This window comes from Arthrobacter sp. cf158 (assembly GCF_900106835.1).
GTDB lineage: Bacteria > Actinomycetota > Actinomycetes > Actinomycetales > Micrococcaceae > Arthrobacter.
This window is the reverse complement of the sequence record NZ_FNNR01000007.1, coordinates 289,680-302,491: the sequence shown is the minus strand read 5'-3', so window position 1 is coordinate 302,491 and position 12,812 is coordinate 289,680. Positions and strand designations below refer to the sequence as shown.

At 64.0% G+C, this 12,812-nt stretch carries 9 protein-coding genes; 4 read left to right on the top strand and 5 right to left on the bottom strand.

Going from position 1 to position 12,812, the window contains the following annotated elements:
• The first annotated feature begins 54 nt into the window (after positions 1–54).
• Together BLW08_RS16025 and BLW08_RS16020 are read left to right on the top strand one after the other, a co-directional pair.
• Positions 55–2,991 carry an exo-alpha-sialidase gene (locus tag BLW08_RS16025; protein WP_254779905.1) on the top strand — a complete coding sequence of 979 codons (2,937 nt, stop codon included), beginning with the start codon at positions 55–57 and terminating at the stop codon, positions 2,989–2,991.
• A gap of 356 nt (positions 2,992–3,347) precedes the next feature.
• Positions 3,348–6,428, top strand: a complete 3,081-nt coding sequence (locus BLW08_RS16020; protein ID WP_254779912.1) for a S8 family serine peptidase — start codon at positions 3,348–3,350, stop codon at positions 6,426–6,428.
• A 65-nt stretch (positions 6,429–6,493) separates the two neighbouring features.
• Here BLW08_RS16020 and galU read toward each other — a convergent pair whose 3' ends face one another.
• The 5 genes from galU to BLW08_RS15995 are packed head-to-tail and all read right to left on the bottom strand — an operon-like array spanning position 6,494 to position 10,668.
• Positions 6,494–7,438, bottom strand: coding sequence for a UTP--glucose-1-phosphate uridylyltransferase GalU (gene galU, locus BLW08_RS16015; protein WP_091326312.1), 945 nt, complete (start codon positions 7,436–7,438; stop codon positions 6,494–6,496).
• Positions 7,431–8,312, bottom strand: coding sequence for an acyl-CoA synthetase family protein (locus tag BLW08_RS16010; protein WP_091326311.1), 882 nt, complete (start codon positions 8,310–8,312; stop codon positions 7,431–7,433). The genes galU and BLW08_RS16010 overlap by 8 nt, the downstream gene beginning before the upstream one ends.
• Positions 8,284–9,309 (bottom strand): LLM class flavin-dependent oxidoreductase, encoded by a 1,026-nt coding sequence (locus tag BLW08_RS16005; protein WP_091326309.1) that lies wholly within the window; start codon positions 9,307–9,309, stop codon positions 8,284–8,286. The genes BLW08_RS16010 and BLW08_RS16005 overlap by 29 nt, the downstream gene beginning before the upstream one ends.
• Entirely contained in the window at positions 9,306–9,827 is a 522-nt protein-coding gene (locus tag BLW08_RS16000) for a hypothetical protein (RefSeq protein WP_090824625.1), read from the bottom strand. Before BLW08_RS16000 ends, BLW08_RS16005 begins: the two co-directional genes overlap by 4 nt.
• A gap of 1 nt (position 9,828) precedes the next feature.
• Positions 9,829–10,668 carry an alpha/beta hydrolase gene (locus BLW08_RS15995; RefSeq protein ID WP_175538727.1) on the bottom strand — a complete coding sequence of 280 codons (840 nt, stop codon included), beginning with the start codon at positions 10,666–10,668 and terminating at the stop codon, positions 9,829–9,831.
• Between the two features lie 202 nt (positions 10,669–10,870).
• Here BLW08_RS15995 and BLW08_RS15990 point away from each other — a divergent pair, with 202 nt between their 5' ends.
• Entirely contained in the window at positions 10,871–11,560 is a 690-nt protein-coding gene (locus tag BLW08_RS15990; protein ID WP_091326404.1) for a hypothetical protein, read from the top strand.
• Between the two features lie 67 nt (positions 11,561–11,627).
• Entirely contained in the window at positions 11,628–12,809 is a 1,182-nt protein-coding gene (gene wecB / locus BLW08_RS15985; protein ID WP_090824628.1) for a non-hydrolyzing UDP-N-acetylglucosamine 2-epimerase, read from the top strand.
• Positions 12,810–12,812: the final 3 nt, after the last annotated feature.

Genomic DNA, 12,812 nt, shown 5'->3' with positions numbered 1-12,812 from the left:
CATGTCGTCGTTTCGCATCCTCCCGCTCGAAGCAGTTTCGAAAGGACATCGGATTTGAGATCCCCTACAGCACCTCTGGCCCGCATCGCCGCAACCGGCATCGTGAGCCTGGGCCTTCTGGCCGGCCTGGGCCTTCCCGCCACCGCCGCGCCCATCCCGCCCAGCAACCCTGCGGCAGCTCCCGGCAGTTTCACCGAAGCCAACATCGGAGCTGACCGCACCGCAGCCAACTTCTTCTACCGGATTCCCGCCCTGACGTACCTGGGCAATAATGTGGTGCTCGCCGCGTGGGACGGACGTCCGGATTCAGCGGCGGACGCTCCCAATCCGAACTCGATTGTGCAGCGCCGCAGCACTGACGGCGGCCAGACCTGGGGACCCGTCACGGTCATCGCCGCGGGACACGTTGGCGATGCCAGTGGACCCAAGTACGGCTACAGCGATCCCTCCTACATCTACGATGCCGAGGCGGGCAAGGTCTTCGCCTTCTTCGTGTACTCCAAGGACCAGGGCTTCGGTGGCAGCCAGTTCGGCAACAGCGACGCTGACCGGACGGTGATTTCCTCAGCGGTCATCGAGTCATCGGATGGCGGGCTCACCTGGAGTCAGCCGCGGCTGATCACGGGCGTCACCAAGCCCGGGACCAGCAAAACCAGCCCTGTGGCGGGCGATGTCAGGTCCAACTTCGCGTCCTCCGGTGAAGGCATCCAACTCAAGTACGGCCAATACAAGGGCCGCCTGATCCAGCAATATGCCGGTGATGTCCGCCAGATGGACGGCACCAACAAGATCCAGGCCTACAGCGTCTACTCGGATGACCACGGCGCCACTTGGCACAAGGGCGCCAACGTCGGGGAACGCATGGACGAGAACAAGACTGTGGAACTCTCGGACGGCCGTGTGCTCCTGAACTCGCGGGACAACGCCAACCAGGGCTACCGCAAGGTGGCCATCTCCACGGACGGCGGGGCCAGCTATGGTCCCGTGACGCAGGACACCGAACTCCCGGATCCCGCCAACAACGGCGCCATTGCTCGGATGTTCCCCAACGCAGCGCAGGGCTCAGCTGATGCGCAGAAGCTCATTTTCACCAACGCCAACTCCAAGACCGGCCGCGAAAACGTCTCCGCCCGCGTCTCCTGCGATAACGGCGCCACGTGGCCGGGCGTCCGCACCATCCGTTCCGGATTCTCCGCCTACTCCACCGTGACCCGCCTGGAAGACGGCAAATTCGGTGTGCTCTACGAAGGCAACTACAAGGACAACATGCCGTTCGCGAAGTTCGACGACGCGTGGCTGAACTATGTTTGCGCCCCGCTCTCGGTCCCGGCCGTCACCACTGCGCCGGGCGCTACGCAGCAGGTCCCCGTGACCGTTACCAACCAAGAAGCCGCCACATTGTCCGGCGCAACCGCCACTGTGTACACACCCAGTGGTTGGTCGGCCACCACGGTGCCGGTTCCCGACGTCGCTTCTGGCGCCTCGGTCACTGTCAACGTTGCGCTGACAGCGCCGGCCAACGCCAGCGGTCCGCAGAACCTCAACGCAGCCTTCACCACGGCGAATGGCCGGGTTTCGCAGTTCACCTTCGCCGCCACCGTGCCGGTGGCCCCGCAGGTCGGCCTGACCATCACCGGAACGGCGCCCGCCCGCGACGTGGTGGCCAGCCCGTACCAAGTGGGCGAGGTCCTCAGCTACTCGCTCAACGTCAAGAGCACCGCCAACGTCACGGCCAACTCGGTGCCGCTCTCCGGGACCTTCGACTCCGGGTTCCTTCCGCCGTCGGCCCCTAACTGCCGCTACAACAACCTGGCCGCAGGTGCGAATTACAGCTGCACCACCGCCAAGCACGTGATCACGGCAGCAGATGTCCAACGCGGCTACTTCGTGCCGGAGGCAAGCTTCAGCATCACCTCCAGTTCGACGCCGTCACTCACCAAAACCGTCCCGTTCACCGGCGCTGCGGTGGCCCTGCGTGACGGACTGCTGACGGCCGACATCGCCGGGGCGCGTGCCGACGTCGGGCGTGACCTGGCAACCCAGCCTTACGCGGCTGGAGACCTTGTCCCATACGCGTTCTCGGTGAAGAACACGAGCCCGCTGGTGGAGAAAGTGGTCCCCACCGCCGGTAACTTCAGCCCGTTCCTCCCGGAAGGGCCAGGCAACTGCCGCTACAGCGTGCTCCCCGCAGGCCAGAGCTACCAGTGCGCCACCCCGCGCCATACCGTGACCGCAGAAGAAGCCGCGCAGGGGTTCTTTGTCCCCACCAGCACCTGGGACGTGAGCTCGGCGGGCCAAACCACCAAGACCTTCTCGGTGAATGGCGGCGAAGTGGACCTGAAAGTCCGCGAGCCCAAGCTGGAAGGAACTGTGTCCGCCCAGTGGAGCGACGCTGACGGCGACCGGTTCGCCAGCGTCGGCGATCCCGTGACGTACACCTACACGGTAGGAAATGCCGGGAACGTGGCGGTCACCGGGCTGGAAGCACCCGAGGCCGGCATCTCGGCAGCCACGTTGGCCGCCGGTGACACCGTCACCGCTACCCGCGATCATGTGCTGACTGCCGCGGACGTTGCGGCGGGGACTTTGGAAGGGGTTTCTTTCAGGGCGACCGCACGCAACGGAGCCCTGGATGCCGCAGCTGCGGCATCGGGTGACCCTGTGGAGTTGAAGGTCCAGCCCCTCCAGCCATCCTCAGATCCTGCGATCGCCCCGCAGGAGCTGGGCACGCCACCCCTTGACCTGGGCACCGCGGACAAATACCGGACCGGCCAGAAGGTGGTGCTCAAGGGGCTCGAGTATGGCCAGTGGTACTACGTGTACTTGAACAAGACGGAATACCGCCTGGGGTGGATCTTCCCCACCACTGACAACACGGTTGAGTTCATCCTTCCCCCGGAGGCGAAGAACGGCCGTGACGACGTTGTGGTTCTGGACAAGGATGGCGCCCAGGTCTCCTTCGACAGGCTGCACGTGACACCCAAGGGCTGACTTTTTGGGGCTGTGACAAGCAGCGGACCGCGGGTCATTTACCGCGGTCCGCTGTTGGTCGTTCCATGACGAATCACCCGCACTGTGACAAGACAAATTTCCCAAAATGTGCTGTATGTCATATTCGGCTATCACTAGGTACTCTGTGACTCGGCTGGTTGCGCGGCTTTGACAAGAACTGTCAAAGGTTCAACCAACTACTAGTTGACAGGCCTTGGTGATGGAGCCCGGGCCTCCCTCAGTGAAAGGTGCAACCACTCGTGAAATCACAAGGAAAGAGCTTCGTCAGAAGCGGGGGGCTTCGGAAGGCCGCGGCGCTCGCCGTCGGACTGCCGTTGCTGCTCTCGTCAATGGCGATGCCTGCCCAGGCCGCTCCCGCCCCGGAGACGCCCGGGAACGTTGCGGGCGTGGCCAAGAAGAACCTTGACCCCAGCACATACAAGGACGGCCGCTACATGGTGGTCCTTGCCGAGAAGCCTGCGGCTACTTACGACGGCGGCACGGCGGGACTCGCGCCTACCAAGCCGGAGGAGGGCAAGAAGCTCGACGCCGACAGCGCCGAGGTGAAGGAATACCAATCGCACCTGCAGCAGAAACAGCAGGAGGTCGCGAAACAGGAAAACATCACGATCGAGCGTGACTTCACCACGGCAGTCAACGGTTTCAGTGCCAACCTGACCGCAGACCAGGCCATTAACCTGGCCAAGGATCCCAAGGTCCTCATGGTGGCGCCGGACACGCAGTACGCCCCGGACTACTCCACCACCGACTTCCTCAAGCTCAGCGGCCCCAACGGCACCTGGGCCACGCAATACGGCGGGCAGGACAACGCCGGCAAGGGCACCGTTGTTGGCGTGATCGACACCGGCTACACCCCCTCCAACCCGTTCTTTGCGGGAGAGCCCGTCGGTCCGCTGGTGGGCAACCCCCAGGTAGGCGTTCCCTACCGCACCGCTGACGGCAAGATCGCCATGCTGAAGGCCGATGGCGATACGTTCATCGGCGAATGCCAGGCCGGTACCGATACCGGCGCTGACTACGACGGCAGCGCCTGCAACTCCAAGGTCCTCAGCACCCACTACTTCGCCGACGCCTTCCTGGAAACAGTCCCGCCGGAAAACCGTGCCCCGGAAGAAGTCATCTCTCCCGTTGACGTGGACAGCCACGGCACCCACACGGCCAGCACCGCGGCGGGCAACGCCAACGTCGACGCCGTCGTGGACGGCCGCAGCTTCGGAACCACCAGCGGGATCGCTCCCGCCGCCAAGCTCTCCGTGTACAAGGTCTGCTGGGAAGACACCGATCCTGCCACGGGTGGCTGCTACGGCTCAGCTTCCGTGGACGCTATTGAGCAGGCCATCCTGGACGGCGTGGACGTCCTGAACTACTCCATCTCAGGCTCCACCACGTCCACCACGGATCCGGTCTCCCTGGCGTTCCTCTCGGCAGCTTCCGCCGGCATCTTCGTGGCAACCTCGGCCGGCAACTCCGGGCCGACCGCCAGCACCGTGAACCACGGAGCACCGTGGCTGACCACGGTTGCCGCTACCTCGTTCTCGCAGGAGCTTCAGGGTACTGTCGAATTCTCAGACGGCAGCAAATTCCGCGGAGCGTCCATCATGAACCGCGAGGTGAGCGGGGCCGGCGTCGTGCTGTCCAACAACGCTGCAAGCGGTGAAGGCAACGCGGCACTCTGTGCTCCCGGGTCCCTGGATCCGGCCAAGGTTGCCGGCAAGGTTGTGGTCTGTGACCGCGGCGTTGTTGACCGTACCGCCAAGAGCGCCGAGGTCCTGCGCGGCGGTGGCGTGGGCATGATCCTGGTGAACCTGACGGATTCTTCGCTGGACACGGACAAGCACGTCATCCCCACGGTCCACGTGAACCCGCCAGCAACGCAGACCATCAAGGACAAAGTAGGGGCCAACCCGGCCATCACCGTGTCCCTGCTGAACCGCGACACCACGGGCCTGCCTGCTGAAGCGCAGCCCCAGATCGCTGGATTCTCCTCCCGCGGACCGCTGCTCGCTACCGACTCGGATCTGTTGAAGCCCGACGTATCCGCTCCCGGTGTCGCAATCCTCGCGGGTGTTTCGCCGATCGGAACCGGTGGAGACAACTTCGGCTTCCTGTCCGGAACATCCATGGCCTCACCGCACGTGGCCGGTTTCGGCGCACTGATCCTGGGCAAGAACCCGCAGTGGTCCCCGGCTACCGTGAAGTCCGCCATGATGACCACCGCCGGTCCGGTCAAGCTGGCCAACGGCGCCATCAACAAGGATGTCTTCGCCACCGGTGCCGGACAGGTTGACCCCGCAAAGGTCCTCAGCCCGGGGCTCGTGTACGACGCCACCACGGAGGACTACCTCAAGTTCATCCAGGGCACCGGCATGGACCTGGGCATCGAAGGGCTCGGTACCACCGCTGCCCGCGACATGAACGTACCTTCCTTCGCGCTGGGTAACCTGGCCGGCAAGATCGAGGTCACCCGCACGGTCACCGCACTGACCCCGGGCCTGTACCGCGCCTCAGTCAACGTCCCCGGCGTCAACGTCAAGGTCACCCCGTCCGTCCTGAACTTCGGGGCAGCCGGAGAGAAGAAGACGTTCAAGGTGCAGTTCGAAAACAACAACGCAGCCCTGGGCAAGTTCGCCATGGGTTCGCTGAGCTGGCAGGGCGCCAACAAGACAGTCACCTCGCCCATCGCCGTCCGGCCGCAGTCCGTCATTGCGGACAAGGCCCTGGCGTTCACGGGAACCGGGCCCAACGGCTCCGCCACCATCAACATCACCTCCGGCACCAACCTGCCCGTCGGTGTCACGGTTGACGGACTGTCCAAGGCTGATTCCTCGGCAGTGGAACTGGTCCCGGGTCCCTTCGCAGGCGAGACCAACGCGTCCAACTACGTGAAGAAGGTGACCGTTGGTGAGGGCAGCGCCCTTGCCAAGTTCTCGGTGATTTCCTCCAACGAGGCCGCGGACTTCGACATGCTGGTCCTCACCCCCTCCGGCCAGCAGTTGCCGGCCGCAACGGCCTCGGCCAGTGAGACACTGTCCGTTCCCAACCCGGCACCCGGCGACTACTACGTCTTCGCCAACCTCTACGCCAGCCCCAACAACCAGCCCACCAAGGCCACTGTTGATGCTGCCGTCCTGGGTGCCAACCAGGGCAACGCCACCGTGACGCCGAATCCGATCCGCCTGGCCAACGGAAAGGCGGGCCAGATCACGCTCAACTGGAAGAACCTGACCCCGGGTTCCTACATCGGCCGCCTCACCTTCGCAGGGACCAGCGAGCCGAGCTTCGTCACCGTCCTGGTCAACCCGGGCGGAGCCGTAGTGGTCCCGGACGAGGAAGACCCCAAGAAGGACAAGAAGGACAAGAAACCGCGCGGCAAGATCCGCGCTGACGAGCCGGTACAAAGCAACAACGCCGGCTAAGGCTTTCTTGATGTAGTGACGGCAGTGGCCGGTGGGGCTTCCCACCGGCCACTCTGCTTTACCCGTCAAGCACCTGCCGGCTCTTGAACGAATTGAGTCCTTCCTGCGGGGAGGCCCTCCGGCTGGTCCACGTCGCTGAGGCAAACATTTTCCTGGAGCCACGCACGCAGCCCGGGCCCGGTGTCCTCGCGTTCCAAAGCCACCGTCATCACGGCCTTGAGATAGCTCAACTTGTCGCCCGTATCGAAGCGCCGGCCACGGAACACCACCCCGTACACTCCGGAGCCCGGTCCGTCGGAAACCGCAAGGGTTTGCAGGGCATCCGTCAGCTGAATTTCCCCTCCACGGCCCGGAGGCGTTTGCTCAAGTACCTCAAAAACCCGTGGATGAAGAACGTAGCGGCCAATGATGGCAAGGTTCGACGGCGCGTTGTCGGGTTCAGGTTTTTCGACGAGACCGCGGACCCTGAAGGCCCCCTCCACGTCGCTGGAGGCAACGTCGGCACAGCCGTAGGAACTGATCTGTTCCGGCTCCACCTCCATCAAGGCCACCACTGAGCCCCCGGTGCGTTCCTGGACCCGGGCCATGTCGTCCAGAATGCTGTCCCTTTCATCGATGAGGTCGTCGCCGAGCAGCACCGCGAACGGTTCATTGCCAACGTGTGCCCGCGCCCGCAGGACGGCATGGCCCAATCCTTTCGGGTCGCCTTGGCGCAGGTAATGCAGATCCGCCAGCGACGAGGACTCCTGGACGGCAGCCAATTTGGTGTGGTCTCCCTTGGCTATCAGGGTTTGTTCCAGGAAGGGCTCGCGGTCGAAGTGATCCTCCAAAGCCCGCTTGTTCCGCCCGGTGATCATCACAACGTCAGTAATACCCGCCCGGACTGCTTCTTCCACGACGAACTGGATGGCGGGCTTGTCTACGACGGGGAGCATCTCTTTGGGCATCGCCTTGGTGGCCGGCAGGAACCTCGTTCCGAGCCCCGCAGCGGGGATGACTGCCTTACGCATGGGAGTCCTTTGGTTGGTGGTTGGTACCGGCAACAAAGTCCGCCGGGCAGTAATCGGACATGTCCTCAAAAGCTGTTGAGGGGTCCCAGTGATGAAAAATGGCGCATGGGAAAGCATCCGCCAGGGTGGTGCGGGAATCCCTGTCGAAGGGTTCAAGGACCATGACGTCGCGGAACTGAGCGAAGACAGCACCGGGAACGTCGCGGAGCCTCCGGGGAAGAGCCGAAGGGACCACCAGCAGGTCCGCTTCGGTCTCGCGGAGATGCTGCCCGAGGCAGTCTCCAGTCAGTGATTCGTGGTGGTTGATCAGATCGACCGTCCCGCCCGCGGCCAGAACCGCCCACACATCGATCATGGACCCCGGGTGCACCAAGCTGCTGAGTCCAAGCACGGTGCGCGTCGAGAGGCTGAACCTCTTTTCAGCGCCCTCAAGAACAGCTGTGAACTCCTGGACATCCACCGCAGTTGGCCCGGCGGCAGGCTCTTCATGAAGCCACACGGCAGGGGGAAAAGACGGTGCGGTTCCGGACCCGGGGGCAGCCTTGAGGTAGTCGCCGTCGGGGTGCATGAAGCCGGTAGCCTGCTCAAGGATCGCATGGGCAGGCAGCGTTCCTTCGGCACCTGAGTGGAGCGGAAGCCCGGCAGCCCCCAGTGCCCACAGCGCCGCGGATTCCACCAGGCTGTCCGGGCCCGGGGCTGCGGCAAATGCCACGAGTTCACCCGCCCGTACGCCTTTGAGCTGCATGGCCAGGGCCTTGGTGTTGATCTGCCTGTCCACGGCCGCGTAAGGGAAGTCATGGCAATTCCACCGAAGGGCCACCTTGCCAGGGTGGTGCCTGGCTACATCATGAATGGCTGAAACGAGGGGATGCACTCCTAACCCCTTCCTGGGCGGCTGCCCCTTCCTGGGCGGCTGCCCCTTCCTGGGCGGGCCGGCCACCGGTGTCTCCAGGGGAAAGCCGGGCAAAGGCGCGGGCGATCAGCGTGTTGGAGCTGATGCGGTCCTCCAGGGAGGGAACAGGGCTGCTGATCATCAGTTCATTGACCCCCAGTTCTTCCGCCAGGACGGTGAGTTGATGGGCAACGTCGTCCGCGGCGCCGACGATCAGCCGGCTTTCGTTGTTTTCAGTCCGGCGAAGCTCCTCTGCGGACCACCCTGCAGGATCTGTGGTGAGGGGGAAGGGTTCGTCCAGGCCGAGGTCTTTCCGTGCCCTCCAGAGCCTCACCGGGTTGGCGAGTTCCTGTGCCTTGGCATCGGTGTGGGCAGCGATGGCCCGCACAGCAAGGAGCGCCTCCGGTTGCTTCCGTACCGCACCGGCACGAAAGTTCTCCCGGTAGTGCGCCAGGGCTGTCCTGGCGCTTCCGGTGTTGAGGAAGTGGGCATGGGCGTATCCTGCTCCGGTGGCGGCGGCCAGGGGCGCCGAGCCGGTGCCGGCGCCCAGCAGCCAGATGTCCAGGTCATCCCGGCCCTCCGTTCCGGGCATCAGGCCAAGCCGTGCATGCAGTTCGATGATCTTCTCGTTGAAGGAACCCGTACCGCCGCTGCCGGCCCGGCCGACGCCGAGGTTCACGCGGCCCGGATGGAGGGCCGCAAGGATGTCGAAGGACTCCGCAACCTGCCAGGGTTCATGCAGGCCCAGCAGGACCCCGCCGGAGCCGACAGTGATCCTGGTGGTGGCATCCAGGACGGCCATCGCCATGAGGGCGGGAGTGGTGCCGGCGAAGCCCGGGGAATCGTGGTGTTCGGCGAGCCAGAAGCGGTGGTAGCCGGCTTCCTCCGCAGCACGGGCCAACGCAATGGTTTCACCCAGTGCCCCGGCCTTGCTGTGGCCGGCGGCGATGGGGGATTGGTCGAGGACTGAGAGCTTCATCGCGTCGAGGTGGTGGTGCCGGGCTTGGAGGACGGAACGATCGTGTAATCGGCCAGGAAAACGAGGTTGTGGATCTCGGCCGACGCAATGGCGCGCAGGATCGGCAGTTCCTGTGCGGCCTGTTCGGGGGTAAACACGTTCAGCGGCCATTCTTTGACCGTCCCGCCCCGTAAGTGGGGGTGGTGGAAACCGCGTCCGTAATAGGCGTGAATGGTGATCGGTGGGATGCCGGCGGCGCGCTGTTCGGCCCACCCCAGCGTCCAGGAGCAGATCAACCCGGTGTCCGGTGAACGGCCAATGCCTGAGGACTCCACGGTGCCCTGGCCCAGCATGAGGACATCATTGACTTCATCCAGAGCCTGGCGTGCGTAGGGTTCCAGCAGATCGACTGCCGAGCGGAAGAGAGCTTCCTTGTCCTGCCGGCTCACGGCCTCTCCGTGCGTTCCATCGCGGAGGTCAGCGAAGTGCCGCAGCAGGGCCTTGGTGTAAGCGGCGTCCGGGCTGGTGGTGGTGCTCATCTCATGCTCCTTCAGTTGTAGCTGGTTGGTTGTTCTTGAGGCTCAGGCGGGTTTGGATCCACCGATGGACCGGGTTCGCCGGGGAGCTGTCCAGGAAGTGTCCGTGGGCGACGGCCGGGCTTACTTCCAGGTCCACGGGGACCGACGATGCTGCCAACCGCTGGGCGAATTGCTCGACGTCGTCGCGCACCGGGTCAGCCGCGCCGACTATGAGGGAAACAGGACAGAGCCCAGTGAGTCTGGCCGCGTGCAACGGCGAAAGGTACAGCCGTTCCCGTAGGTCGGTTTCGGAGCCGGCGTACTCGCCCCACGCATCCAGCAGCAGTGATCGGGGCGGGAAGGACCTGCTGTGCCGGTAAGACGCTGCGCTGCACTCGGGATCCAGCGGGGGATAGGCCAGGACTTGTCCGTGAAGGGGCAGCCCATTGTCCCGGAACCAGAGTGCGACACCCGCGGCCAGGGTTCCACCTGCGCTGTCACCGCCCACCAGCACCGGGTGACTGTACTTTTGCTGTGCCCAGAGAGTGGCTGCGGCGATGTCCATCACCGCGGTGGGGTGGAGCCATCGGGGAGCGAGCCGGTAGCCAACGCTGATGATCCTTGCAGTGCCAAGAGAGGCCAGAGCGGCGCACGCTTCATGCCAACCTTCAATGGACCCGCGGGTCCAGCTGCCGCCATGCGCCCACACCAGTGTTACGGACGGGCGGGCCGCGGCTTCATAAACGCGCAACCGGATATCCGCACCGTCCGCCCCCTGCACAAAGAGGTCCGACCACGGCACAGTGGGCCGTTTTTCGCGGAGGCGCGGGGCCCCGGGCAGCGCAGAAGTATCTGAAGTCATGCTTTCATCCTTCATGCCATGAAGGATCCGCGCCTGTCCCTGTTCTGCCTATCACTGACAGGGGGTGGATAACTTTGCCTGGCACTGCCAATACTTGCTCCAGTGGGACAGTGTTGTGGCCTGGCGAAGGTTTCGCACCGTTCCACTTCTTTGTGCCGATCCGTAGGTGCGCAGAGATTGAATGATGACCTTGGGGGTAATTGTGGGAACTGTCCTATTGGAAGAACTGTCCTTCAGCAGCGGGTTGACTCACGCCGTCGTGCTGCGGGACGTGCAGCAGTACGAGGTGACAGGACCCGTCGTCGTGGTGAACCTTGCCGGCAGCGACGCGTTCGTCGGTCACGGACAGTCAGCGGCATTACCGGCCTTTAGCTCCACGATTCTCCACGGCGGTTCCATAACAGGGGCCCTGCTCGCCATGCTTTCCGTGGAGACGGTCCAGAATGGGGAACAGCTGGCACGGGACCTCGGGTGGTCCGACTTCTACGGTGCCCAAACCGGACAGCCGGTCCTGCTGCGCTCCTCGCAGGACACGGTAGGGACGGTCCTGCTGGACCCTGCCCTGGTTCTGCGTCAGCCCGGGCTGGCACCGGGAGAGAAGTCCTTCATTGTGAAGGCTAATCTGTGGTTCAGCCCTGCAGGAACCGACTGCGGAATCCATAACCGGCATGACTTCATCGAGGTCCACACCCAGATTTCCGGTCTCGGACGCATGCAGAAATTCACATCTCAGGACCACGCGTCCCTCTATGAGGACCAGCTGTTGAGCCCCGGCAATACCAACCCCGTGCCGTTCTGTCTGGAGCGGGAGGGTACTTTCACCTACCCGTGGCACCAGTACCGGGCAGACACAGACTGTATCTGGCTCGCGCTGGAATACCACCTCAGCTAATCACTCCGTCTCATATCCGCCGGCGACAACCGGCAGGTCCTTTATGCCCATTTTCAGGAGAGCAGCAATGAAAAACATTGGAATTGTCTTCGGGACACGACCCGAAGCTGTGAAATTTGCCCCCATCATCCACGCCCTGATCCAGGATCCCCGTTTCCGCCCGGTGCTGATTTCCACCGGCCAGCACCGCGAAATGCTTGACAGCACGCTGGAGGAATTCGGCATCACCCCTGATGTTGAACTGCGCATCATGAAAGAGCAGCAGACCCTCTCCCAGGTGACCCACCGGATACTGGAAGGACTCTGCTCCGGAGACCACATGGAAGGCCTCGACGCCGTCATGGTCCATGGGGACACCGCCACAACCCTGGCCGGCGCCCTGGCCGCACTGCACCGCTCCGTGCCCATCATCCACGTCGAGGCCGGCCTGCGAAGCGGGAACAATTACTCGCCGTTCCCCGAAGAAGTGAACCGGAAGCTGGTGGCGCAGATCGCCGCGCTGCACTTGGCCCCCACTCCGGGAAACAGCGCCAACCTGATCCGTGAAGGCGTCCGGGAACACTCAATCGTGATCACCGGAAACACCATAGTTGATGCCCTGCAGTGGGGGATGAACAACCTTCGCGGCTACGGGGAACCGGCATTGGCGGATCTCGACAACGATCCCCGCAAGGTGATCCTGTCCACCACCCACCGGCGTGAAAGCCACGGCAAGCCCATGCGGGAGATCGCTGCCGCCTTGGCTGACATCGCCCGGCGACGTGAGGACGTGCGCATTGTGGTCCCGCTGCACCTGAACCCGAAGGTTCGCGAAGTCATGGTTCCAGTGCTGAGCGGTATCCCCAACGTGGACATGGTGGACCCTCTTCCATACCTGAGCTTCTGCAGGCTCCTGCAGCGCAGCGACCTGATCCTCTCGGACAGCTCCGGGGCCGAGGAAGAAGGCCCGGCGCTGGGCAAGCCGACGCTGGTGTTGCGGGAAATCACCGAACGCAGCGAGTCGATCCTGACGGGAAGTTCGCGCCTGGTCAGCCGAAACCGTGGCCAGATCGTTCACGAGGTGGAACGCCTGCTGGATGATCCGAACGCCTACATGGAGATGGCGACCGCGATTAACCCCTACGGTGATGGCAAAGCCACCGACCGGACCATTGCCGCCGTGGCCCACTATTTCAAGTTGGGCCCGGCCGCCATGCCGTTCGTGCCGGGCGCAGATTTCGTGCCGGCACCGACACGGACCGCAGCATGACCA